Genomic DNA, 25226 nt, shown 5'->3' with positions numbered 1-25226 from the left:
AAACTTCAAATTAATTGCACTCCATATTTTTATCCCTTCATGCAATAAAATGTGTTATGATATTTCCATAGTTAATTAGTAATATTTTTACATATAAGCTAAAAGGATGTGATTTTTGTAGATACTTTACAATTGATTCCACATACAATTGCAGAAATATTTCACTCAAAGGGAACATTAATTAAAGCAGACAAAGGGATGCATATTTTCCAAGAAGGTGAATTGGCAGACCATATTTTTTTAGTTCAAAGTGGTTCTATTCAAATTAGTAAGGAAACAGAAAGTGGCAAGGAATTAACGATTCGTATTTGTAGTTCGAACAGCCTTATTGGAGAAAGTTTACTATTTTGCGGCGACCAATATCATTCAACGACTGCAAAGACTCTTGAATATTCCACACTATTTTCTATTCACAACAATCAATTTGAAACGATTTTAAATGAACAACCGACACTGCTCATAGACTTTTTAAAATGGATTCAAACAGAAAATGTAAAAAACCAAAGTCGTTTACGTGACTTAGTGCTCCATGGTAAAAAGGGTGCTCTTTATTCAACTTTAATTCGCTTAGCTAATACGTACGGTGAATATCGAAATGACAATGAAGTGTATATTAACCTTGCATTGACAAATACAGAGATTGCAAATTTGTGCGCAACGAGTCGGGAAATGGTCAACCGAATGCTTACGGATTTACGAAAGACAAACAAGATTAAGATGGATAAAAGCTATATTACTATTCTTGATTTAAATTATTTAAAACGAGAAATTGATTGTGAAAATTGTCCGCTTACCATATGTCGAATTGATTAATTACGGCAGTGTAAAAATATTTACAAGAAATAAAAAAAGGCAGAAACGTTGAATACACAACATTTTTGCCTATCTTTCTCACTATTTAACGGATACCTAAAGCCATTTTCGCATAGCGTGACATATTGTCCTTTGACCATGCCGGCTGCCATACGATATTTACCTCAGTTTCTTTCACTTCAGGTAATTCGCTTAATGCCGTTTGCACTTGGTCTACAATAACTGGAGCCATTGGACATCCCATTGAAGTAAGTGTCATCGTCACTGTTGCTGCACCTTCATCTGTTAAATCTACGTCATATACTAAACCTAAGTTGACAATATCAACGCCAAGCTCTGGGTCAATTACGTTTTCTAATGCGCCGTACATGCTATCTTTCATATCTTGATCAATCGCCATTTTTTGTTTCCCCTTTCACCATGATGTTAACTTAATCATATCAGAACTTGTAGGTTATGCCAAATGTTGTACCAGCCAATTCGTAACTGTGAGAATGCCATTGCGTGACACAGCATGTCCAGCATTTGGTTCAGCAACATAGTGAATCGGGTACTGCTCTTGTCTGTCCCCCAGCTGATCATAAAATTCTCGACTCATACGATATGGTACAACCGAATCCTTTTGACCATGCCAGAAAATAATCGGACTTTTTTTAACATGCTCCATACGCTGCTCTAAATTATAGTGCGAAAGCATTTTAAAGGTTGCCTCTTGCTGCGCAGGTGTCATCTGAAATTCAATACCTTTTGCCTTAAACTCTTCCACTTGATGTTGCGCAAGCTTTGTAAAACTTGTCGTGCCCATGCAAATGCCCGCCGTTTTGATCCACGGATAAACCGCCAAACATCCTGAAGTGACAATACCACCCATTGAAGTACCCGCAATGCCAATATTATTGTTACCGAGTAAGTTCTTCAATTTCAATTCTTGATAGATGGTATTGACTTCTTCAACGGATTTCAAAACAATTTTCCAAAAGCTTAAATTCATTTCACTTTCTGATAAATGGTTCGTACGTTCGCCGTGCATGAGCGCATCCGGTAAAATGACCCGTACCCCTTTTTCTACAAGTTGATACGCGTAATGGAGATTATGCTCTTTTGCACTTAAAAAACCGTGCAAAAAAATGACAACTGGCGTCTCATTATCCATCGATTCATCATAAACATGTAATAGTGGGATTGCCTTCCACTTTTCATTTTTTACAATCACTGTATTCACCTCTATACGATATACTTTACTCTATTACTTTAGCAGAATATTGAAAACGTTACAAAACTTTGACTGATGCTATTTTTTGAAGGTAAAATGAAAAGTATATCCATTACGCCTCGGCGTAATTGCGTCCAGATTTTTTTCGAGCTCGCTCGGAAAACTCCCCTAAAAAATCTGTGACATCCGCCGGGGCATTAACTTGATTCAGCTGGGGTTTGCCCCCCCACTGAATAGCATTGCATATTTAGGCATTCATCCCCCACCTATAGAAGTAGGGGAAATGCTGAAGCAAGGTAAAAGGAGGTTTTTCCAAATGAACAAACATTTAATCGTATTAGATTTGGATGGTACATTATTAACCGATGAGCAAAAAATTTCTCCCCTAACAAAAGAAACTTTGATGAAAGCGCAAGCAGCTGGTCACCATGTTATGATTGCGACCGGCCGTCCTTATCGAGCAAGTCACATTTACTATGAAGAATTAAAACTCGTTACACCAATCGTCAATTTTAACGGTGCTTTTGTTCATCATCCGCGCAATCCTATGTGGAAATCTATCCATTCCCCCGTCGATATTCGCGTCGTGCATGATGTAGTCGAATCGATTCATAAATATGAATATAATAATTTGATTGCAGAAGTCATTGATGATGTGTATATCCATCGTGAAGATGAAGCAATGTTAAATATTTTTAATATGGGCAGCCCTCGTGTACAAATGGGCGACTTAAAAACAACGTTATTAGAAGATCCGACTAGCTTATTAATTCAGGCAAATGATGCCAATGTACCGATTATTCGACAGCATTTACATGATGTGCATGCTGAGTTAATTGAACATCGCCGTTGGGGTGCACCTTACCCAATTATTGAAATCGTGCGCAAAGGATTAAGTAAAGCTGTTGGAATTGACCAAATTGCAAAAGAAATGGGCATTCCCCGCGAACGCATTATTGCTTTTGGTGATGAGGACAACGATTTAGAAATGATTGAATACGCAGGGGTTGGTGTCGCGATGAGTAACGGTATTGACCAACTCAAAAATATCGCCAATGAAATTACACTATCCAATAATGAAGATGGCGTTGCGAAGATATTACAGGAACGTTTAAAATTATAATTACTTGCAACTCACGCAAAAAATCATCATTTCAGTTTAATCCGAAATGATGATTTTGATTTTACTTCGCCTGAGCTTGTTCAGCACGACGTTTGCGACCACGTTTTATAATGACAATCATGAATATTGTGTAAATAACCACAACTAAGCTTAACGCCACGATATAAGATGTGTTAATCCCGCGTGCTTCGATCACTTGATAAACTTCTACCATTTCGCGGTCTAAAATGACAGTATAATTCTCATCCTTATTTGTGCGGATAATTTCACTATCAAACATTCCACGAAGCTCTTTTCCTTCACCAAGCTCTGAGACTGGGATATTAATACGTTTCGTTTTACTTGAGTTATTAATGACAACAATCCAAGTTTCTGTATCTGATTTACGTTCAAATACCATATAGCCATCTTCATTCTTTAACCATTTGAATTCACCGTTACGCAGTGTTTCTGAACTGTTGCGTAATGTTTGCAGTTTTCCAATATAGTCAACAAGCTCCGAATCTGTTTTGAAATTGTAATATTGGTGCGCCTCTTCCCCAGCAGTACCATTCATCGCAATTTCAGTACCATATTGTACAACGGGAACGCCAGGTAATAATAATGCAGTTGACACCGCAATTTTATTACGTGTTGGCGGGTACATCTTTTCTTTCTCCGCATCTAACGTAAAACGATCTGTCCACACATTGTCGATCATTACTTGAGTCGGTACATCTTTTCCCGTAATAAACTCCTCAATATGCGTATCTAAAACCGTTGTATTTAAATCAACATTTTTTAACGCGCCACGATAAAGTTGCTCGGTATCTGCATAAAACTTCGCATCAAAATGAGCATCACTTTCTGTATTTGAGATCACATATAGTTCTGGTTTTACTTCTTTTAATTCATCAATCAATGTATTCACAAAAGATACATCTGCATTTTCAATATTCGTTAAGCGCATACCATTGATATCATATGTATTCACAAATTGTACAGCTGCATCAATCAACGCTTTTTGCACTTCTGCATTCGCTAAATCCCACTGAATTTGTCCATCTTTCGAGCTCGCCACAAAATTTGGTTTGCTTGCCCATTCATGATTCGGGCTTACATTTGAAATCGGGAAGTCTACCATAACTTTCATATCTAAATCATTATACTTTTTGACAACTTCCTTTAACTCATCTTCCGTACCAAAATGCTTTTCAAGAGTAGAATAACTTGTCACCATGGAGCCATCATATTTTTCAGTTGCGAAAACGGAACCAATCGAAACCGTTGTAAAGCCCATGCCAGAAATATACTCAAGTTTTTTTATAAGTCCATTAAAATCGCCACCGGCAAACATCGCTGGGTCTTTTGCATTTACTAATTCGTCATCATTCGCACCAATTCCATTAAAGAAACGGTCTACTAATAAATCGTATATACTTTCATCAGCAATCGTATGATTCTTTTCTGCCTGTACAGCTGGTGTCAACATTAATGTAGTAGAAAGTAGAACACCCGCAGTAACTGCGCCGATCCATTTTTTAAATCCCACTGTCTTTCCCTCACTTTCACAAATCCAACATAATTTTACCAAAAAATTGTGGGCAGGTCGCTATGTTTCCAAAGTTATTTCAAGTAATTGCGACGAATCCGTGACAATTTAGTCCTCTTCATACAAAAACCACTTCAAACAAATTTCGCTCGAAGTGGTTGTTTTACTTAAGATTAGAAATTCATACCGATTCCTGTGCTTAAGCCTAAATATAATGTAACAGCTAAAACAATTGCGAATAATACCCAGAATACGTTAACCGATTTCCCTTTATTTTTACGCACTAAAATCATTTCCATGAAGCCGATTACTAAAATAGCGAAAAGAACTTTCATATCATAGTTCATACCATATGCATCACGGTATTCTAAGAATAATGCGCCCCCAGAAACGATCATTAAAATGTACATTAAACGTAAGCCCATATGTACACCTGTTAATTTTTTGCTTGCAAATGCTGCAATAAAGAAGAGTACTAAAGCAATTACCCATGTTGTAATATGCAAATGTGTCGCACTAGTTAAGAAACTCATGTATATTTCCACCTTTTCTATTTTTTCTCTACATGCAATATCCTACCATGTGAGCGCGTGTAAATTCAATGAATCCGCTTAACTTAGTTCCATCCTCACACATTCAAAAGGACATCACCTGCACAATAATTGGGCAGGTGATGTCCTTGCTAATTGCTAGTTTATGAAACTATTGCATTCGCATTTCATTAATAATAATCATTGAAAACGATTTGCTAATGTGCCGATTCCTTCAATTGAAATCTTCACTTCGTCGCCCGCTTTTAAAAACGTTGGTGGATTCATCCCTTTGCCAACCCCTGCAGGCGTGCCTGTTAAAATAACATCTCCTGGCTCTAATGTTACATATTTAGATAAAATCGCAATAATATCTGCCACTGTAAACATCATATCTTTTGTCGAACCATTTTGACGTACTTCTCCATTCACTTTCGTCACAATGGACAAGGCATGTGGATCCGGAATTTCATCCTTTGTCACTAAATACGGCCCCATTGGACAGCTACCATCTAAGCTTTTCCCTAAGAAAAATTGCTTATGTTTTTGTTGAAGGTCACGAGCAGTAAGGTCATTGGCAATTGTATAACCGAAGATATAATCAAAGGCCATCCCTTTTGGAATATCTTTTCCGCGTTTTCCGATGACAATTGCTAGTTCCCCTTCATAATCAAGAGAATCCGTTTTATCTGCATGCACCGGTAATGTTGACTCATCCGCTGCAATTGCAGTAGGTGATTTCGTGAAAATCATAATATCTTCCGGTGCTTTCTCTGCACCCATTTCTTTTGCATGATCATTGTAGTTTTTTCCAACACATAAAATATTTTTAGGTGTGCGCGGAATTGGAGAAAGCCACTCGATTTCTGAAAAAGCATATTTAAATTGAGCACCATTTTCAGCTTTTTGTGCAGCGTCCACTAACTTGCGCGCTTGCTCTACAAAGTCAAAACCTAATGCTATACCATCAATAATAGTTTCGGGAAACGAAGGCAGTATTTTTAACTGTTTTTGAATTTCAATAACATCCCATACCGCTTCTTCTTTTTTTACTTTTGGGCCGAACTTTACTTGTCCATTTAATTTAAAAGATAACAATTTCATAATGTGAGGAGCTCCTTCTTTTTTCTACATGATACAACAAAACTAGATGAATTACCTTACTTTTCTGATAATATTTTCCCGTACGTTAATCTTTTGATCAGTGCCTCAAGCGGACCTTGCTTAAATTTCGCAAACCATAGCTCTGCAAACAAGATTTGAACGATAAATAGAGCGATGGCAATGTAAATCCCCATTTGGACATCCACTTGCCCGAATAATCCGAAGCCCCAATGATAAAATAGCGTTGTACAAACAATCGATTGCATAATATAAAGTGTCATGGACATTCTCCCTGCTTTCGCAATTGGCGCTAAAACTTTCACCGCAATAGGAAGTAAACAAATTAATACGATGACCGCGATGTAACCTACCGCCAAAATCGGTCCCCCTACGAATACTTGTAAATATTCATAGCCGTACGTACGAGCTGACGCAATCGGAAGACTCTTTAAATAAATGCCGACGCCTAAACCAACAACTGCTAATACAACCCAAGTGATAAGCTTTTCTCTCGCACGTTCAATCAACTTCCACTTCGCAAGCGCTGCGCCAATAAGCATATAAGGTAATATCGTGAACAAGGAAGATATCAACATAAATGGACTCATTTGAATAGCTAAATCATCTAAACGTTGCACAAAAGCATCCATCCATGTGCCGACACCATATGCCGTAATTGCATTTTGAACCGCGGTAATATCTACCGATAGCACTTCCATTGGTTGATTGAAAATACCACCAAGCGCATATAAGCCTAATAATGCACTATGGTATAACCCATTCACAATAATCGCAGTAAATAATAGCCATTTAGCAGGTAAACGGATTAATGCTAATAAAAAGACACCACAAAATGCATACGTCGCTAAAATATCCCCCCACCAAATAAGGAAGGCGTGGATCATGCCAATACTAAATAAAATGACTAATCTTTTCGGTGCAAATTTATAAAAGTTTGTGCCAGATGCTTTTGCTTTTAAAAACTGCATTGCTAAACCATACCCGAATAACATAGAAAATAACGGGTAAAAACTACTTTGCACATAAATATCTAAAAGTTGTTGTAAAATGATGTCTTGTGCAGCTGTAAACCAATCTTCTATCCCTGTAATATGGGGCATTGGTAAATAAAAACCGAACATATTTACTAATAAAATGCCGAGCAAGCTAAATCCTCTTAAAATATCGAGTGTCGCTACCCGATCCTGCGTACCTACTGGCCGAAAGTTCACAAAAAAGCCCCCTAATCAATTTTCACTTCTTTCCCAATACTATATAAATACAAGAAACGTTCACTTACTTTGACTTGTTTAATGGATTCAATAGCTTGTTGATAATAGTTTAATTGAATGTGATACGTTTTTGTCATTTTTCGTTTAACTTTCTCCAAATCGTCTAAAATGCTACTTTCAATTCGATCTGTTTTATAGTCAAGCAGCACCCATTGACCCAGTTCATCTTCAAAAAGACAATCAATGACCCCTTGAATAATTTGCGCATCTCCATCAGCATCTTTCAAACTCCATGTAAACGGTACTTCACGTAATATTTGTTTAGCATGCTTAAAGCGTTGGCCCACATCTGTATTGAAGAAATCAAACACCCTTTCCGCCTCGATTGCATCCGCTTCAAGTTGTTGTAATAACTCGCGCATAACGAGTGATTGAATGAAATCTTCCGTTTCTGCCAGTGTTTGAAAGCCTTCCTGTGGCATATGCTGCATTACCGCATGAACCGCCGTACCGACTTCTGTTGCTGATAGCTTACGTTCCTTTTTCTTTAACATAAAGCTCGGAACAGCCGCTTTCACATAGTTTACTGCACTCGAATTATAAACTTGCTCTTCTTCCATTCGTTGCAGACTTTCTAATCGCTTCAATTCACTTACGGAAGTTTTGGATTTTTTCAACGTCGCATGTTCGTACGGATACGTCTTTAAAAAACGTTGTGTTAATAATTCCACGAGCGATTCATCCACTTGCGCTACTTGCTCTGCCGCAATCATTTCTTCCTCTGTTCCAGCCGCAGCTAGAAATGCTTCATTTGAAATGATATTCACAAACCATTTCGCTGTCTGCACTGCATCATTGCGCTTGCCATATTGTGCAAATAAAAAGTCCTGATGCCTTGCAACAGCTGGTCCAACCCAACTTAAATAATGATTCGCTTTCGAACGCGTATAGCTCGGCAACACCATTTCCTCTAACTCCTGATAAAATGACCACTCTTCTTTTTGCTTTTCCCAATCTTTAATCGAACCAACTAAAATTAACTGCTCTTTCGCTCGGGTCATCGCCACATAAAGAATGCGCATTTCTTCAGCCTTCATTTTGGCAAGCTTTTTTTCTTTTACATATAAATGCGGCAGTGACGTTGACATGATGTTTAAATCTGGATTGACAGACTTAATAGCGAGTCCAAAGTCTTGGTCAAAAATGTAGCGGTTGCCTAAATCTTTCGTGTTAAACCCGCGACTCATCCCCGCCACAAAAACGACAGGATATTCCAAGCCCTTTGATTTATGAATCGTCAATAGCGTGACCACATCATCGGCTTCTCCAATTGATTTGGCAATGCCTAAATCGTCCCCGCGCGAATGCATCCGGTCGATAAATCGTAAAAAACGGAATAAACCACGGAAAGATGTTTTTTCATAGCTCAGTGCGCGGTCATGAAGCGCGCGTAAGTTTGCCTGGCGCTGTTTCCCATTCACCATTGCCCCGATCATTTCAAAGTAACTCGTATCTAAATATACTTGCCAAATTAAGTCTGCAAGCGAGCCGTGACGAGAAAAGTTACGCCATTTTTCATGGAGCGTCAAAAACTTTTGTAGCTTTTGCTCGGTTGCAATCGTCATTTCACCAGATGCTTTGACCATATATTGCTTCAACGCTTCATAAAACGGTACTTTCCCATTAATTAAACGAATGGCCGCTAGCTCATTTTCAGTTAAACCGATGAAAGGAGAACGTAAAACAGATGCGAGCGGGATATCTTGATACGGATTATCAATTACCTTTAACGTATTCAGCATAATCATCACTTCTAATGATTCAAAATAACCACCATCTGTTTCGGCATAAAGCGGTAGCCCCGCCATCTTAAACTCCTCAGCAAACGTCGCATACCACGTACGTGAGCGCATGAGCACAACGATATCTCGGTAACTGATTGGACGCGTTAATTTTGTTTTTGGGTTGTAAACTTGCGCGCCACCTCTGACCATTTCTTGAATCCGATTAATAATATAGCGTGACTCTTGTTGCGCCGCGCTAATACTTTCCTCTTCTTCCCCATCACCATCTGAATTTGCAATCGTTTGCAGCTTGGCATCACCCTCTAATAAAACAAGCTCAACTGGCATTTGCTGCTCATCATAACTAGCACCAAACTTTAATTTTGCTTGTTCATCATATTGAATATCACCAACTTCTTCGTCCATAATTTGCTCAAATACATAGTTCGTGCCGTCTAATACTTCAGAACGACTTCGGAAATTCGCATTTAAATCGATTTTCATGCCATTATTGACTGGATTTTCATCAAATCGTTTATATTTTTCAAGGAATAAACGTGGCTCAGCTAATCGAAACGCGTAGATCGACTGTTTTACATCGCCGACCATAAACATATTCCCGTCCGCCTCACCTCCGCTTTTCACAAGTTGGAGAATTGTTTCCTGCAAAAAATTGACATCTTGATATTCGTCCACAAGCACTTCATTAAAGCGTTCCTTGAAATTTATCGCTACTTCAGATGGCGTTGGTGGTATCGTTTTGATTTCAGCATGCGATAAAATTTCTAACGCATAATGCTCCAAATCTGAAAAATCGAGTAACCCACGCTCTTGCTTTGCTTGTTTGAATGCTTCACTAAATTCAATCGTTAATTTAACGAGTGTTTCAATAATGGGCTTTGTTTCTGCCATTTCCTTCACATATAGTTTCGGATGACGCGCAAAAAATGTTTCCGATAAAGTGGCGAGCATGTCCTTCGCCTGATCACGATAACCTTTTGCAACTTGATAAAAACGCTGATCCTCTTCCGTATCTTTTTTAGTAACAGCCTTAATTCGCTCAAATTTAATAAGTGGCATTAATGCATACGCTTCTTCCCACGTACCACTTTCCATCGCTTCAAGTACTTGCTTTGCTGCCCCGTATTCATTTGCAAAAAGGGCTTCATTTTTTTGTAGTGCCGGCTGTACAGAAACAATTTTGTACCCTTTTTCAAGACGCGCGACTATTTCTTTTAAGTTCGCCACAATCATCGGGCGAATTTCCTGAGCAATTACTAAATCATCAATCGGCATTTGTTCGTCAATGTCATATTTATCAGGTAATGCGCGTAACCATTCATACGGATCAGGCTGTACACGCGACACTTTATACATTTCCTGCAAGAGCTTTTCAATCGCTTGGTCACTGCGATCCGTAGCAAAACTATCGACAAGTGTATACAGCTCTTCTTTCGTAAATAAATGGTCCATATCCCCGCGATACGCTTTTTCAAGTACGTCCATTAACACATCATCTTGCATTAATGCCGCTTCTTCTGTACTCGCTAAACGAAAACCTGGATCTAAGTCAATCGTATACGCAAATTCACGGCAAATCGTTAGGCAAAAAGAGTGCAGCGTCGAAATTTGTGCTTTATTTAATAAGCTAAGCTGTCGTCGTAAAAATGCATTATGCGGATCTTGTTCGATCGATTTTTCCAGCGCCTCTGCCATTCGATTACGCATTTCAGCTGCCGAAGCGTTTGTAAATGTCACGACTAATAATTCATCCACATCAATACGACGACCTTCTGGCGCTAAAATCTTTTGAATAAGACGTTCAATTAAGACAGCCGTTTTCCCAGAGCCTGCCGCTGCCGATACTAAAATATCATGACCTGATGCATAGATGGCTTTCCACTGTACATCTGTCCATTGAACATTTTCCGGTTTAGTTGGAATCATCATGCATGCATACCACCTTATCAATATTTTCAAATACTTCTTGCTCCGATTGTTTTTTCAACTCATTGAAACGATTGCCCGCTTCAGCTTGGTCAAATTGACAGACGGACTTATAGTTACAAAACGTACATGCAGTATGATTGCTCAAACTATAAGGCTTTATTTCTGTGTTTCCACGGTAAATTTCATTGCCTGCATCACGTAATTTATGGTGGACAAATTGCTGAAGGTTTTCCATATTTTTTGGCTCAATTACTTTTGACGAGCGCCCATTAAATTCAAGATTTTCATCTTTTTTAAATGCTGCTGGTACGATGATCGACGTTTTACTTGGCTCTAATGACGTATCCATTAATTGCGCAACTTCCACGTCTTTTAACATATAGCCACTTAATTTAAACTTTTCTTGACGCAACCCTTCAATTTTTTCAAGCTCTGTGTAATCTTCCGTTTGAATAAGTGGATTATGCACATGTAAATAGAACATACCAGCTGCTTGTACAATAATATTTTCGAGCTCTGATAAATCACTGACAAACTTACTTTCCTTCGCTAAAATCGGTACATTTTGTAATGCAACATCTAAATACGTTAATAATTGCATCGAAATGCCGTTATACACTTCTGTAAAATCTAATTTTCGCCCACTCGATTTATAATCAATGACACGTAAATATAGGTTTTCCGCATCTTTATACGCATCAATTCGGTCAATTTGTCCACGCACATACATTTTACGATTATTTTCAAGTTCAATTTCTAACGGCTTTAATGGATTTTGGTCATCCTTTTCTGCGTTTTTATCATCGCGTTTTCCAAAAGGTTTTTCGTGGGCAATCGCTTTAAATTTGGAAAGCTCACTTTGATTAATAAGTGCAAATAATGTGCGCGCGACAATTTTCACGAGCTTCGTTTTAATGTATTCAAACCGATGACTACTTTTTAAAATACTGTAAGAGAAATAATTAACCAAAGCAGTGACCGTTTGATCAGCCTGCTCATAACATGCGCGGTAATTATTCAGTGGAATCGGCTGCTCATTATCAGATAAAATTTTGCGAATCGCTTCATGGAATAAATCACCCATTGCGAACGTTTCCAATTTAAATTCCGCACGTTCCTGCAACTTTAGGCCGTATGAAGCAAAATGTGAATACGGACAGCTATAAAATTTTTCAATGCGGGATACACTTGCTAAAAAATCTTCTCCGTATAATTTTGTTGCCATTTCCTCGGTCAAAGGCTCCGCTTCATTTACCTGGGTAAGTGGCTTCGTGACAAATGCTAACACCTCTTGCCATTTTGGCTGGCGCTCATAAAATGCTTGTAATGCGCTCCACTCCACCTTTAATGGCTTTTGCTCGAGTTGCGCTTTTTTCAATTGCGTCATTAAAAAGCCGACTGCTGGTGATGGATGACGTAAATAATTTAATATTTGTTTCGAATCGATTTCCTCGAGCGGATCAATGTCTACACGCTTATGTGGTAATGTTTTTTGCTTTTCCCCATCCGCTGTCTCCACCTCGAATAATTTATGCAAACGGTTAATATACAACGAAGGGAGCTTGCCCTTACTTTCTTCGTCAGCACTTGAAAAGGTAATAAACAGGTTATCCGTTGGTGATGAAATCGCTCGGTAAAATAAAAAGCTCTCCTGAAGTAATCGACTTTTTATTCCTGGTGCTAGCTCAAAATCCGACTTTTCAAACGTTGCGCGTTCATCATCGGATAAAAGTCCCCCAGCATCCATACGCATCGGATACACCCCATCATTCACGCCAATAATGAAAATCGCCTGCATATTATCAAAACGAGCAAATTCAAGTGTCGAAACGGTTACTTCATCTAAAGTCGGCGGGACACTAGAAAATTGCAGCGTCTCAAAGCCTTCATCTAAAATTTGCGCAGCATCCTCGACAGTTATTTCTTTATTACCAAACATTAAGTCAAACTGCTCTAAAATATGCACCCAGCCATTCCATGCTTGTTCATGCTCAAAAGATTGATGAAGTGCATTTGCTTGCTCTTCCTTTTCTTGCATTTTGACAAGCTTTTTATACACGTCAAGTTGATCCATAAATTCATAGAGCGCAATGACAATTTCACGACCTGTTTTCGCTTGCTTCAATTTTTGCTGTAAAGCAGACACAGGTTTGCGGATAATATCTCGCGCTTCTTTTAAACGCTTCTCTTGTTTCAGTTCATCTTCTGTTTGGATTGCATTAATTTTTTCGAGTGATTTAAAGCGGCGATAATGCCAAACTTCTTCATTAAACCAGCGATCATGAACAATTCCTTTGGCAATGACAAAGTTCTCCAAAACATCTACTTGATCACGCATTTCGGCAATTTTCGCATTTTGAGCAAAATACAAATCAGTTTTGACACTGCGGAAAATCGGTTCATACTTCCAATTAGTTGTAATAATTTCTAATACTGAACGACTAAATTCGATTAATGGATGATATAACATCGACCGCTTTTCATTAGAAAACAATGGAATTTCGTATTGTTTAAACGTCGTCGCAAGTATCGCATCATACACATCCGCTTGACGATACATAATCCCGATATCCTTATACCGCTTGCCTTCTTCGACAACTAAACGTTTTATTTCCTGGGCAATTGCCTGCACTTCTGCACGAGGATTCGCAGCTTCAATGACTTGTATATGATGCTGGGCATAGATGGGTGCGAAATATGGTGCATGGAAATTTTGCTCAATATGATAGAGTTCTGCATGTTTCGAACGATAATTCATGTCGAGATGAATTCGTTGCTCTTCTTCAATTGTGATGTTGTTTTCAACTTGTATTTTTTTCAGTTCATGTTGTAATTTTTCATAGGACATCGCAGCACGATAAAATACAGCACCTTCCAATTTATCACGCTGTGCATCTTCAAATGGTAAAACAACCGTCACACGCTTCGTATACAGTAAAAGTTGCTTTAAAATCGCAAATTCTTGCCCCGTAAATGATACAAACCCGTCTAAATAGACATGTGTTTCACGCAAACTTTCCATCTTTGGCATCCGCTCGATTAACAGTGGGAAATAACCATCACCATCTACATAATCCAGCCCAATGCGTTCATTTAATTGCTTTAAAATAATTTGTAAATCATGCATTTTATGAAGAAGGATTTTACTTGCACCAGTTTCCTTTAACGTATCTATTAGGGGCTCAATTGTTTCAACATTAATATTATATTGGCTAAACTCTTTTAAAATTTGTTCGACTTCTTTTGTAAATCCTCGTTTGCCTGCTGCCTGGCGGAATAATAAAAACTCTTCCTTATGTTCTTCTAAAATACGACGAATTAACATGCGATAACCTGTCCCATCAATTCGCTCTTTCGTAATGCCCCCTTCACTTTGCAAAACAAACCATGCTAATCGTTTGAATGTCATGACTTGGGCACGCATAATTCCATCAAGACCATAATGATTTGTTAATTCATATTCCGTTGAGAAGGTCATTTGGTCAGGGACGATAATAAAAATGGGTGACCCGAGTGGATTCTCTTTCAGATCTTCTACGATTTCTTTATGAACAAATGCCGTTTTCCCTGTTCCTGCTCTTCCTGATATGACGCGTAATGACACATTTCCCACCTCTTTTTTCAATTGTTTATCCCATTATACAACAAGAATGTATGTTCTCATATCATTTAGAACATAACACGCGAAAAAAGAAATATGAGCACTTTTTAGTACTCACATTCCTTGTAGTTTATCTTTTTTATTTTGATCGATTGCTCGTAAATCCCGTTCTACTCGCTTATTTAAACTTCTTTCCACAAATTTACCGATGCCCCAAATTGCCAAAATAATAAGACCAGAAACGATGATTTTTACTGGTGCACTTAATATCGCCCGTAAATCACTCCCTAAATAGCTCATCAAAAAAATCATGACTGGCTTAGAAGCGAACAATGTAAACAGATAATATTTCCTTTTTATATTTGAAAGACCCGCAACGCTATTGACAACAACAACTGGTGTGAATGGTAAACAAAGTAAAATAAATAGTGGCGTAAACCCTCGGATATCTACCCAATGAATGAGCTTTTTTATTTGCTGCTGTCCTTTTATTGGTTTAAAAATACGATGATTCCCGAATTTGCGAATGAGCAGGAAAAAGGCATAGGATCCTGCCACCGTGCCTATCCAAGATAACAGGAATCCCCAAAATAATCCGTACGCACTGGCATTTGCTACTACAATAACGAACAGTGGCAAAATTGGTATAAAAGATTCGATAAATGTTAAAATAATTCCTGCAAATGGACCTAATAATTTATATTGTTCAATTACCGCCTCAAGATTATCAATACTAAGCCAATCAAACATAGAATTCACCCCTACTACCAACAAGCATTTCCTTTTTTACTGAATATTATTTCTTTTATATTTCTTTTCTTACATAATACCATAATTCGACATTTGTAGGGGTTAGGTTCTGTGAAAGTTCTATTTGTTATGGATGCTTTTAAAATGTGAGGAGGTTTGGTTGGAAAAATACATAAGTGAGTCTTTCAATCACAAAAAGTGGTTTGAAAGTCTATGAATTAGACGACCAAACCTCTTTTTTAGCATATTAAGGTCTTTAACTTTTCACGATGTAGCGTTTTTTTAATCTCGTTGACATAAATTCTAACATAACAGCAATGAGAAGAATCGCATACGTAATAAACCCTACTTCTTTCATATCAAAATAGAAACCTGATGCCATGAACAGTTCAAAGCCGATACCACCAGCACCAGCAACTGCCCCCATTGCTACAGCAACAGTAAAATTCGTTTCAAATCGAAGGAAGGTCCATGATAATAGTGACGTCATAGTAGATGGGATGACGGCATTTGTTACGACATGCCACCAGTTCGCACCACTCGCACGTAACGCTTCTATTACGCCAGCATCCAGCTCTTCAATTGACTCCGCAAAAGCTTTTACTAAAAAGGCAACTGTATGAAGAAGCATCCCTAGTATAGCTGCCTCACTTCCAAGACCTGCTGCAATGGCAAATATGAACACCCATAAAACGGTCGGGACAGCACGAATGAACGCGATAAAAATGATGATCGTATTAGCTAACGGTTTTGGAGATAAATTTTTTGCCGCAAATAAGGCAATGAATAATGAAATGACCGCACCAATGATCGTCGCTAAAAACGCTAACCCTACTGTCAAACCAATTTGATAAATGGCTTCTGCTAAAGTAAAGTTGTTTAAGTTTGCCTGTAAAAACATAAGTTTCAAATTAGCCAGTGTATCCAAAGTGGCTTGGATCAAGTTAATTTCTTTATAGTCAAACGTTAGAAATCCGTAAATCGTTAATAAGGTTAAGACAAGTAACGTCCCTGTCATAACAACCTTCGACTTATTCCAATTTGTTATTTTAATCTTTCCTGATGGCTTCGTTCTTATATCAAAGGTTACACTACTTTTTACGGTATCCATTACAAAATAACCCTCCTAATATAGTTGGAGATCAACTCGATTGCAATGACAACTACTACAATACTTAACGTAATGAGGCTCACAACATTATAGTTCATGCTTTTGTAATACAAATCAAAGGCAAAACCGATACCTGTTCCTGTTAAAATTCCGACTAGTGTAGAACTTCTAATATTCGTTTCGATCATGAATAAAATCCAGCTAATCATTTGCGGGGAACATTCTGGTAGCACCGCTTTTGACACTACTTGATAATAGTTCGCTCCTGTTGCTTGAAGTGCTTCAACCGAGCTGTTACTTGTTTCATCAATTGTCTCTGTAAAGACTCGTGTTAAAAATCCTAATGTTGCCAAAAATAAAGCAAAATAACCTGTGAGCGCATTTTGGCCAAATGATAATAATAAAATTAAAGCCCACGCTACAATCGGGATATTCCGAAATACTGATGCAATAAAGCGGCTCAATGTACTAAAAAAACCATTAACTTTCGTCGTTTGTGAGCCTAATAGCGCCAGCAGCAATGCGATGATACTAGCTGTCGTTGTAGCCGTAATCGATAAAAATATTGTTTCTATCAATTTATCTAGTATAGAAGGCATCTTCTCAAATGATTCACGCGTAATGAGAAGGTTAGAGCCCATCCACCTAAAGGCTTCCGGGACTGAAGAAATCCCTTGTACGAAACTAAAATTGGTCAGCTTAGCCGTTATGAATGTCATGCAAAGGACAATGAGAGAAAAAATTGTAAATTGACGCTTCTTTTTTCTATATACATCGATTTTCATTCATTTTCACTCCTATGCCAAGATGAGATTTTCAGCTTCTGATCCATATATTTGATGGATATTAGTTGTTGTTAGTTCTTGAGGAGCCCCATCATAAACAATCTGACCGCCATTTAGCCCAATAATTCGCTCAGAATAATGTTTCGCCACATCGACTTGATGCAAATTTACAATACATGTAATACGTAGTTCTTGTGATATATTTTTCAAATGATCCATAATTACTTTAGAGGAATTTGGATCGAGGGAAGCGATCGGTTCGTCACAAAGCAATATTTTTGGTTGCTGAATTAGCGCACGTGCAATACCTACCCGCTGCTTTTGACCTCCACTCAACTGGTCGCATCTTTTGTATGCATGTTCCCTCATTCCCAACTTCTCTAACAGATGAAATGCCTCTTTTTTCTCTTCTTCTGTAAAACGAGTCATGATACCTTGTAAAGTCGTTTTATAGCCCAATCTACCATGTAATACATTTTCAATGACCGTTAAACGTGACACCAAATTATAGTGTTGGAAAATCATCCCGATTTGCGTACGATATTTGCGTAAATCTTTTTTAGACAAGGACATAATATCAGTATTATGAAAAAGGATTTCACCGCTTGAAAAATCAACCATACGATTAATACAACGAAGCAATGTCGACTTTCCAGCACCAGATGGACCAATGATGGAAATAAATTCTCCTCCATTTACATCAAAGCTAATCCCCGACAAAACTTTTTTATCTTTTTCATACTGTTTCGTAATATTTTTCACTTCTAATAAAGGCATGCTAAAAACTCCTCAAATCAGATTTTCATTTCAAGCAAAGGAGCGCTCTACATCGTTAAGCTACTTGATGAATACGCCCCTTTGAAAAAGTTCTTCTATTGATTATTTTGAAAGTTCGCGAACTGGATTAAACCAAGCATCTTCTGCAACGATAAAACGTTCTTCCGCTGTCTTTTTAAAGAGACCCGAAACATCAGATCCTTCAGGCACGAAAATCTTTTCATTGTTTCCAACTACATCAGATGTTAAAGCATCTTGGATTTTCTTTAAATCTTCCTCACCTAGTGTTTCTGTATTTGCTACAAATGGAGAATTTAATACAGGTGTTACGCTAATTAATGTAAATTCTTCTCCTGGTAATTTATTAAATGGCTCTGCAGCATCTTGTCTCACTTTATAAGTTGCACCGACACTATTTGCATCTCCATCAGCTAACTCAATGTAGTTCCCTACACATGTATCACAAAATGCTGCAACATCGGCGCGCTCACTTAATAAGTTAATAGCAGATCCTTGATGTGAGTCCCCATATAAAACCTCTTTAAAGAATTTGTCGCCTTCCATTAAATCTTCCGCAGTTAAGTCTTTCCACTGTTCTTCTTTTGAAAAGTGAGAGACAATACTACTTGATGGCACTTTAAATCCTGAAGTTGAACTACTTGATACGAATGAGAATTTAGAATTTTCAATATTATCAATCGAAAATTCACCATTTGTCTTATATTTCTCAGTATCTGCTTGTCGAGCTGCTAACCAACTATAATAAACAGCATCCTCTAATGTACCCGATACTCCACTTGGCACAACAACTGGTTCAACTGTTTCACTTTTATTTTTTGCTTCAATATAACCTTGAGCACCCATGAAAGCGAGTTGTGCTTTACCACCAGCAATTGATTCAATGGCTACTGCATAATCCGTCGTTAATTTATGCTCGACTTTCTTTCCTGTAGCTTCTTCTATCACTTTGCCAATCTCATCACGTGCAGCTTTTAAGTCATTTCCAGATTCGTTCGGGTACCATACCATTGTAATATCCTTAGAGCTAGCTGATTTTTCATTCGAACAAGCACCTAAAATAGTAGCTAAAAGAAGTAACATCGCAATTGATAAAAGTGATTTTTTCATTAGACTCTCCCTCAATAGTGTAGTTTGTTTTTTAGACAATCGACATAAACTTTTGCACCGCATCTGCTGGGCAAGTGACTTCTCCAATTTGAATAGCCGTTCCAAAATTTCCGTGAAAATCGCTGCCACCTGTTAAAAATAGGCTAAATTCCTTTGCATATGCCTCTACTTTTTTCATATCTTCCTTTGAATGATCAAAATGATTCCGTTCAATTCCATCCAGACCATTTTGTACAAGCTCTGGAATGAGATCAAATGAATTGAGCTGACCAGGATGAGCTAAAACTGCCAATCCTCCATCTTTCTTAATGGCCTGTACCGCTTCAATCGCATCGACGTATTCAATATCTCGTGCACAAATGCCATCGCCTTTAAATAGCGCTTTATATAATCGTTTATACGCTGGCGTCGTGAAATGCGCAGTCGTTAAGCATGCCATCATATGCTGTTTATATATAATGCCTCCTGGAGATGCATTCTTTACTACTTCTTCACAAGTAATCTCATAACCGTTCGCCTGCAGCTGTTCAATTTGCCAAAGAGAGTTTGCATGTCTTCGCTGTAAGAGCGGCTCACAAAGCTGTTGAATATGCTTTGCATCTTTTTGAAATCCATAGCCTAAAATATGCACTTTGCGATTTCTTTTGAAGTCATAAGCGGATATTTCTATTGCTGGAATAACTGTAATTCCTCTTTGATTTCCAGCTTGCCTGGCATGTTCAATTCCCCGAATTGTGTCATGATCCACAAGCCCAATAAGCGAAACACCCTTTTTACTAGCCATTTCCATAATTTCTTCCACTGTATTTGAACCATCGGAATAATTGGAATGAATATGTAAATCGGCTATCATACGATTTCTCCTTCCAAACACTTTCCTTGTTGAAAATCAAATACTTTATCACAAAGCCCGTCCATAAATTGCAAATCATGAAAAATACCGATGAGCGTTGTTCCTTCTTGCTTCAGCTTTTCAATCGCCTCACGAACCTTCACTTTTGAGGCATCATCTAAGCTAGCAGTCGGCTCATCTAGTAATAATAGACGAGGTTTTTTGACAATTGCGCTCGCTATATTAAGCCTTAACTTTTCACCGCCTGAAAACGTAACAGGATAGTTATCCCAAAGCTCTGGGTCTAAATCAAAATGACGAAGTGCTTCTTCCGCAACTTGCTTTGCTTCCTGACGTGATTTTCCCATTTCAATAACTGAGTTTTCGACAATTGCACGTGCTGTTGTTCTTGGCATCACACTTAAAAACTGTGAAACATAGCCAATTTCATATTTACGTAAATAGATCATTTCCCTTTCCGCAGCACACATTAAATCCATTTTTCCAAACTGCTTTGAGTGGTAGATGATTTCGCCTTCTTCTGGCAAATATGTTCGGTAAATCATTTTCAAAATGGTCGATTTCCCACTACCACTTTTTCCGACAATCCCAATAAATTGTCCTTCATCTAACGAAAAATTAATATCCTTCACTGCATGTATCGTCTTATCCAAATGATGAATGGTGAACGATTTATTTAATGCTTTTACTTCTAGTAATTGAGCCATTAAATCCTACCTCCCATCTTAATTTTTTAATCAATTACGTCTCGGCGTAATTGCGTCCAGATTTTTTCGAGCTCGCTCGAAAAGCTCCCCTTAAAAATCTGTGACATCCGCCGGGGCTTAACTTGATTCAGCCGGGGTTTGAACCTCCACTGAATAGAATTGCATTTTTGGCATTCATCGCCCACTTATAGAAGTAGGAGATGAATGCTGAATCAAGTTAACTGCATATGACTTTTTGTTGACCGATAGTTCGTCCTTGTTATGAGCTTTCCATCCACAAAGGTAGCCGTAACTATAGGGAAGCCATCATCCATTTTTTCAATAACGATGATATCTGCCTTTTTCCCTTCCTTGATCGAGCCAATTTGATTGTCAATTTGCACTGCTTTTGCAGGATTTAATGTGACAAGCTGAAACATTTCATGTAAATCTTGTCCACCCTCTTCACTTAATTTAAAAAGGGAATGTAGCAAGGCTGGTGGATAATAGTCACTGCATAAAATAGTAATGGCGTTTTCTCGAATCGCTTCTGTGGCACATAAATTTCCTGAGTGTGACCCACCTAACATAACATTAGGCGCTCCGGCAATTGTCCATAATCCCAGTTTTCTTGCTTTTTTGGCTACTTCAAGCGTCGTTGGAAACTCGCTAATCGTCGTGCCGAAACTTTTCACTAACGATAGTTTTTCAATTTCATCATCGTCATGGGATGCAACCGCGATATTTTTTTCAATCGCGATTTGGCTAATTTCTTTTATTTGGTCCAACGTAATTTTGTCTTTTTTCGTGCTATTTGAGATGATTTCTTCAACCGCAACATCAGAAATATTGTTGTAACCTTTTATTGTATTACGATACACTTCTAAATTTCGATACTGCCCTTGCCCTGGTGTATGATCCATGAATGAAATCAAATGAACTTTTTCATCTTTAATATTTTGAATGAATTTATCAACTTCTTCTATATTGTCTATTTCAAATCTTGCATGCATCCGATTGCGAATCAAATGCTGACTTGTATGTGTTTCATTAATGACATCAATTAGACGATTTACATTTTGCGGATTGCGAATGGGTTTATGGCTAAAACCATCATCTTTATAAATGGAAAGTGAATGATAAATTGTTGTAATGCCGTGACTAATTAAAATTCGCTCTGCTTCACGAATGCCCATATTAAAATCCATTAAACTCGTAGGTCGTGGCGAAACAATACTTTCTATATAATCCGAATGAATATCTACAAAACCTGGTGAAATATATCCGCCATTTGCATCGATTCGTTCATATCCAATATATTGTGAAAGTTCCGTTTCTGGAATGATAGCTGAAATGCAATCATTTTCAATCACAACTGCATGATGATACACTATTTTATCTTCCAAAATAATTTGCCCGTTCGTTAATAAGTACACAAAACCCCTCCGTTAAATGAGCGAATACACAAGCTGCTGCGTGTAGGCATGCTGTGGATTTTCTAGTATTTGATCAGTCAATCCTTGTTCAATAATCCTTCCATCGAGCATGACCATCGTACGATCCGCTAACATGCGAATGACTGCTAAATCATGTGAAACAACAATCATACTAATGCCCAGTTCTTGTTGAATCGTCTTAATTAAATCTAAAACACTTGCCTGAACGGATAAGTCTAAACCTGTCGTCACTTCATCCAACAATAAAATAGGCGGATGATTCGATAAGGCTTTGGCAATTTGGACGCGCTGTTGCATACCACCAGAAAACTTTTTTGGTTCATCTTTCATTCGTGCAATCGGAATATGGACATGTTCTAAAAGCACTTTAGAACGGTTTTCCATTCGATTTACGTTACGATCACCTGCTGCGATCATTTTTTCAGCAATATTTCCTACTGATGAAAAGTCCATTTTTAAACCTAATACTGGATTTTGATAAACCATCCCTAATATCGTATTGCGAATATGACGCAACTTTTGTGAAGACTCTTGAAAAACATTCGTTTCCCCTTCTTCGTAACAGCTAATATACGCCTCACCGGAACTTACTTCTTCGTCGAAATAGAGACATTTCATCATTGTCGACTTGCCACTTCCACTTTCACCAACTACGCCTAAAATTTCACCAGGGTAAACGTCAAACGATAAATCATTACATGCAAACACTGTCCCGCACTCCGGACAACGGTTTTTCTCTAAAGCAACTTCATGATTATGACTACAAACAGCACAGCCCGGACCATATTGCTTTTTCAAATTCACCACATGCAAAATAGGTTTATCATGCATTTCCAATTCCCACCTCTACTACTTTCTCTTTCTCGTTCAATGTTGCAAGACAGTTACTCGTATCATTACATTGGTAATAAGTAACATTCGTTTCTTCATTCACCAATTCATCTAAAAATACATCCCTAGAGTGGCATAAGCTACAATGCTTCCCTGCAAAAGATTCCACCTCCATCGCATAATCCTCAAATGCTAATGAAGTGACCTTCGTATAAGGCGGAACAGCGTAAATTTTCTTTTCGCGACCTGCTCCTAGTAATATGAGTGCTTTTGAAACATTCATTTTGATATTATCAAACCTCGGAATCGGGCTAGGTGCCATCACATAACGATCATGAACAAACACTGGATGGTCTGCATATGTTGCTGTTTTTCCGTACTTCATAATTTGTTCAAATAGCATAAGCCATGCACCGCTATATTCTTTTTCGCCATGTAATTGCTTCGTTTTCATTTCACTCGGCTCTACTAAACGAAGCGGTTCAGGAATCGGAACTTGCAAAACAATAATCTGCTTTTCAGTAACAGGTACTTCAGGAATTCGATGCCTTGATTGAATAATTGTGGCGTCCTCTGTTTCCGTTGTTGTTTCTACCCCCGTTGTGTGATGCACAAGCTTTTTTATATTGACCGCATTAACTGATTCATCTGCCCCTTGATCAATGACTTTTAATACATCTTCCTTTCCAATAATTGAAAGGGTAAGTTGTAGACCTCCCGTTCCCCAGCCGCGTGCAATCGGCATTTCCCGCGATGCAAACGGCACTTGATAGCCAGGGATGGCAACTGCTTTTAAAGTAGCCCGTCTGATTTCTTTTTTTGAACCTTCATCCATTAGTGCAAAATGAGTTTTATTTTTCATGCTGATCAGTCCCCTTTTTTATTTTCCTCACACTATCCAATTTTGACTGGAACGTTACGTAATGAGGTAATTTCAAATGGGATATGAACCCAGTAGACTCCACAGAATCAATGTGCATAAGAATGAATTCTTCATCATGTGTTGGATAATCTTGATTACCATTTTCCAATGCTTGATCTAAAATACTCATTGCAATTGCCTTTGTTTCATTTTGTCCATAGCAAATGCCGTAGCCAATTTCGAATTCAATTTCTTCTTCATTCTTTTCATTTTTAGTTGTTATCGGAATGAATGATTCTACTTCAGTCACCTTAATTTGACCGATGTAAAAGTCATTTTCTTCATCATTTGTTTGGTCCATTGGATAAGCAACCGTAAGCGGTAACTTCCCAACTCGCAATTCCCCAACTGTCGGATGAACTGAACCGTACCCACGAATAGCAGCGTATCCAAGTGATGTCACTGCACCTGTTTGACCCCTTGTTAATATTTGCAATCGTTCACTGCGGGTCGTTGGAAATTGAACACTGCGTTTCGTCACGTCAAGCGGCTCTGTTTGGTCCTCTTCATACGTAGGAAATAACCCTTCTTTTTGCAAAAATGCTACCACTTTAGGTAGAGATTGAAGTGTAATTGCACCTGAACTACGTTGGCTTTCCTGTTCGTACTCGAGAAGCCACTTTTGCATAGCTTCCTTTGATTCCGATAGTAAATTAAAGTCCATTAAACGATGCGTATAATCATAGGAAGCCCCTAAAATTTGCCCACCAGGAATATCTTTGAAACTAGCGGAAATTCTTCTTTCTACAAACATATTGTCTGTCTCAATGACACGCGTGTAGTAATTTCTCGGCAATGTTGAGCGATGTGCACGCAATAGGAAAACAGCTTCTTCCATATTGCCTTGAGCTTGCTTAATCGCAAGTGCTGCTAGCAACTCCGAGTACAGGCTGCTTTCTGACATCACCTGATCAATCATTCCCTGCATCCCTGCCATAATCGCGTCTATTTCTAACACTTGTTGCGTATGAATTCGTTCAAACGTTAACCTTTTTATGGATTCCTCAATTGCCTCAGACCCACCTTTTACAGCTACATAAGCCAT

At 38.2% G+C, this 25226-nt stretch carries 21 protein-coding genes; 2 read left to right on the top strand and 19 right to left on the bottom strand.

What is annotated here, in order from left to right; genetic code table 11:
* Nucleotides 1-108 precede the first annotated feature (108 nt).
* Nucleotides 109-813, top strand: a complete 705-nt coding sequence (locus ACQKIH_RS12980) for a Crp/Fnr family transcriptional regulator (protein WP_427766629.1) — start codon at nt 109-111, stop codon at nt 811-813.
* Between the two features lie 85 nt (nt 814-898).
* Here ACQKIH_RS12980 and ACQKIH_RS12975 read toward each other — a convergent pair whose 3' ends face one another.
* Nucleotides 899-1213 (bottom strand): metal-sulfur cluster assembly factor, encoded by a 315-nt coding sequence (locus ACQKIH_RS12975; RefSeq protein ID WP_083493625.1) that lies wholly within the window; start codon nt 1211-1213, stop codon nt 899-901.
* A 54-nt stretch (nt 1214-1267) separates the two neighbouring features.
* Nucleotides 1268-2026, bottom strand: coding sequence for an alpha/beta fold hydrolase (locus ACQKIH_RS12970; protein ID WP_427766625.1), 759 nt, complete (start codon nt 2024-2026; stop codon nt 1268-1270).
* Nucleotides 2027-2342: 316 nt separating this feature from the next.
* On the opposite strand from ACQKIH_RS12970, the gene ACQKIH_RS12965 reads away from it, so the two are divergent.
* On the top strand, nt 2343-3149 hold the full coding sequence (locus ACQKIH_RS12965; protein ID WP_427766622.1) for a Cof-type HAD-IIB family hydrolase: 807 nt from the start codon (nt 2343-2345) through the stop codon (nt 3147-3149).
* Nucleotides 3150-3210: 61 nt separating this feature from the next.
* On the opposite strand, the gene ACQKIH_RS12960 is transcribed toward ACQKIH_RS12965, so the two are convergent.
* The 17 genes from ACQKIH_RS12960 to ACQKIH_RS12880 all read right to left on the bottom strand — a co-directional run bounded on the left by ACQKIH_RS12960 (nt 3211) and on the right by ACQKIH_RS12880 (nt 25226).
* Nucleotides 3211-4680: an alpha-amylase family glycosyl hydrolase gene (locus tag ACQKIH_RS12960; RefSeq protein ID WP_427766619.1), complete on the bottom strand. Its 1470-nt coding sequence runs from the start codon at nt 4678-4680 to the stop codon at nt 3211-3213.
* 173 nt (nt 4681-4853) lie between these two features.
* Nucleotides 4854-5213, bottom strand: coding sequence for a YisL family protein (locus ACQKIH_RS12955; RefSeq protein WP_057984293.1), 360 nt, complete (start codon nt 5211-5213; stop codon nt 4854-4856).
* Nucleotides 5214-5411: 198 nt separating this feature from the next.
* On the bottom strand, nt 5412-6314 hold the full coding sequence (locus ACQKIH_RS12950) for a fumarylacetoacetate hydrolase family protein (protein WP_427766617.1): 903 nt from the start codon (nt 6312-6314) through the stop codon (nt 5412-5414).
* Nucleotides 6315-6370: 56 nt separating this feature from the next.
* Complete coding sequence (locus ACQKIH_RS12945) at nt 6371-7546, bottom strand: DUF418 domain-containing protein (RefSeq protein ID WP_427766614.1); 1176 nt, start codon at nt 7544-7546, stop codon at nt 6371-6373.
* A gap of 11 nt (nt 7547-7557) precedes the next feature.
* Entirely contained in the window at nt 7558-11280 is a 3723-nt protein-coding gene (addA, locus tag ACQKIH_RS12940) for a helicase-exonuclease AddAB subunit AddA (RefSeq protein WP_427766612.1), read from the bottom strand.
* Complete coding sequence (addB, locus tag ACQKIH_RS12935) at nt 11264-14884, bottom strand: helicase-exonuclease AddAB subunit AddB (RefSeq protein ID WP_427766609.1); 3621 nt, start codon at nt 14882-14884, stop codon at nt 11264-11266. The genes addA and addB overlap by 17 nt, the downstream gene beginning before the upstream one ends.
* 111 nt (nt 14885-14995) lie before the next feature.
* The gene (locus tag ACQKIH_RS12930; RefSeq protein WP_427766607.1) at nt 14996-15631 is read right to left on the bottom strand and encodes a TVP38/TMEM64 family protein; all 636 of its coding nucleotides are present in this window, start codon (nt 15629-15631) and stop codon (nt 14996-14998) included.
* A gap of 256 nt (nt 15632-15887) precedes the next feature.
* Nucleotides 15888-16742 (bottom strand): ABC transporter permease subunit, encoded by an 855-nt coding sequence (locus ACQKIH_RS12925; protein ID WP_427766604.1) that lies wholly within the window; start codon nt 16740-16742, stop codon nt 15888-15890.
* Entirely contained in the window at nt 16742-17527 is a 786-nt protein-coding gene (gene phnE, locus ACQKIH_RS12920; protein WP_427766602.1) for a phosphonate ABC transporter, permease protein PhnE, read from the bottom strand. Before phnE ends, ACQKIH_RS12925 begins: the two co-directional genes overlap by 1 nt.
* A 12-nt stretch (nt 17528-17539) precedes the next feature.
* Nucleotides 17540-18304, bottom strand: coding sequence for a phosphonate ABC transporter ATP-binding protein (gene phnC / locus ACQKIH_RS12915; RefSeq protein WP_427766600.1), 765 nt, complete (start codon nt 18302-18304; stop codon nt 17540-17542).
* Nucleotides 18305-18406: 102 nt separating this feature from the next.
* A complete protein-coding gene (locus ACQKIH_RS12910) occupies nt 18407-19432 on the bottom strand; it encodes a PhnD/SsuA/transferrin family substrate-binding protein (protein ID WP_427766598.1) in 1026 nt (341 codons plus the stop codon).
* 31 nt (nt 19433-19463) lie between these two features.
* Nucleotides 19464-20285 (bottom strand): PHP domain-containing protein, encoded by an 822-nt coding sequence (locus ACQKIH_RS12905; protein ID WP_057984311.1) that lies wholly within the window; start codon nt 20283-20285, stop codon nt 19464-19466.
* A complete protein-coding gene (locus ACQKIH_RS12900; RefSeq protein WP_057984313.1) occupies nt 20282-20992 on the bottom strand; it encodes a phosphonate C-P lyase system protein PhnL in 711 nt (236 codons plus the stop codon). The genes ACQKIH_RS12905 and ACQKIH_RS12900 overlap by 4 nt, the downstream gene beginning before the upstream one ends.
* A gap of 212 nt (nt 20993-21204) precedes the next feature.
* On the bottom strand, nt 21205-22407 hold the full coding sequence (gene phnM, locus ACQKIH_RS12895; protein WP_427766597.1) for a phosphonate metabolism protein PhnM: 1203 nt from the start codon (nt 22405-22407) through the stop codon (nt 21205-21207).
* A 12-nt stretch (nt 22408-22419) separates the two neighbouring features.
* Nucleotides 22420-23259 carry an ATP-binding cassette domain-containing protein gene (locus tag ACQKIH_RS12890; protein ID WP_057984318.1) on the bottom strand — a complete coding sequence of 280 codons (840 nt, stop codon included), beginning with the start codon at nt 23257-23259 and terminating at the stop codon, nt 22420-22422.
* Complete coding sequence (locus ACQKIH_RS12885; protein ID WP_427766596.1) at nt 23252-24121, bottom strand: alpha-D-ribose 1-methylphosphonate 5-phosphate C-P-lyase PhnJ; 870 nt, start codon at nt 24119-24121, stop codon at nt 23252-23254. The genes ACQKIH_RS12890 and ACQKIH_RS12885 overlap by 8 nt, the downstream gene beginning before the upstream one ends.
* On the bottom strand, nt 24111-25226 hold the full coding sequence (locus ACQKIH_RS12880; protein ID WP_427766594.1) for a carbon-phosphorus lyase complex subunit PhnI: 1116 nt from the start codon (nt 25224-25226) through the stop codon (nt 24111-24113). The genes ACQKIH_RS12885 and ACQKIH_RS12880 overlap by 11 nt, the downstream gene beginning before the upstream one ends.

It is taken from the genome of Solibacillus cecembensis, assembly GCF_050272495.1.
Classification (GTDB): domain Bacteria; phylum Bacillota; class Bacilli; order Bacillales_A; family Planococcaceae; genus Solibacillus; species Solibacillus cecembensis.
The sequence above is the reverse complement of the archived record's forward strand: the minus strand, read 5'-3'. Positions and strand labels throughout refer to the sequence as shown.

What these genes read in the sequence shown, in the direction of transcription:
- ACQKIH_RS12925 (WP_427766604.1), bottom strand. Translation starts at nt 16,742, where the DNA reads ATGGATACCGTAAAAAGTAGTGTAACCTTTGATATAAGAACGAAGCCA.
- addA (WP_427766612.1), bottom strand. Translation starts at nt 11,280, where the DNA reads ATGATGATTCCAACTAAACCGGAAAATGTTCAATGGACAGATGTACAG.
- ACQKIH_RS12910 (WP_427766598.1), bottom strand. Translation starts at nt 19,432, where the DNA reads ATGAAAAAATCACTTTTATCAATTGCGATGTTACTTCTTTTAGCTACT.
- ACQKIH_RS12975 (WP_083493625.1), bottom strand. Translation starts at nt 1,213, where the DNA reads ATGGCGATTGATCAAGATATGAAAGATAGCATGTACGGCGCATTAGAA.
- ACQKIH_RS12965 (WP_427766622.1), top strand. Translation starts at nt 2,343, where the DNA reads ATGAACAAACATTTAATCGTATTAGATTTGGATGGTACATTATTAACC.
- ACQKIH_RS12880 (WP_427766594.1), bottom strand. Translation starts at nt 25,226, where the DNA reads ATGGCTTATGTAGCTGTAAAAGGTGGGTCTGAGGCAATTGAGGAATCC.
- ACQKIH_RS12890 (WP_057984318.1), bottom strand. Translation starts at nt 23,259, where the DNA reads ATGCATGATAAACCTATTTTGCATGTGGTGAATTTGAAAAAGCAATAT.
- ACQKIH_RS12905 (WP_057984311.1), bottom strand. Translation starts at nt 20,285, where the DNA reads ATGATAGCCGATTTACATATTCATTCCAATTATTCCGATGGTTCAAAT.
- phnE (WP_427766602.1), bottom strand. Translation starts at nt 17,527, where the DNA reads ATGAAAATCGATGTATATAGAAAAAAGAAGCGTCAATTTACAATTTTT.
- ACQKIH_RS12950 (WP_427766617.1), bottom strand. Translation starts at nt 6,314, where the DNA reads ATGAAATTGTTATCTTTTAAATTAAATGGACAAGTAAAGTTCGGCCCA.
- phnC (WP_427766600.1), bottom strand. Translation starts at nt 18,304, where the DNA reads ATGCCTTTATTAGAAGTGAAAAATATTACGAAACAGTATGAAAAAGAT.
- ACQKIH_RS12930 (WP_427766607.1), bottom strand. Translation starts at nt 15,631, where the DNA reads ATGTTTGATTGGCTTAGTATTGATAATCTTGAGGCGGTAATTGAACAA.
- ACQKIH_RS12900 (WP_057984313.1), bottom strand. Translation starts at nt 20,992, where the DNA reads ATGGCTCAATTACTAGAAGTAAAAGCATTAAATAAATCGTTCACCATT.
- ACQKIH_RS12885 (WP_427766596.1), bottom strand. Translation starts at nt 24,121, where the DNA reads ATGAAAAATAAAACTCATTTTGCACTAATGGATGAAGGTTCAAAAAAA.
- ACQKIH_RS12955 (WP_057984293.1), bottom strand. Translation starts at nt 5,213, where the DNA reads ATGAGTTTCTTAACTAGTGCGACACATTTGCATATTACAACATGGGTA.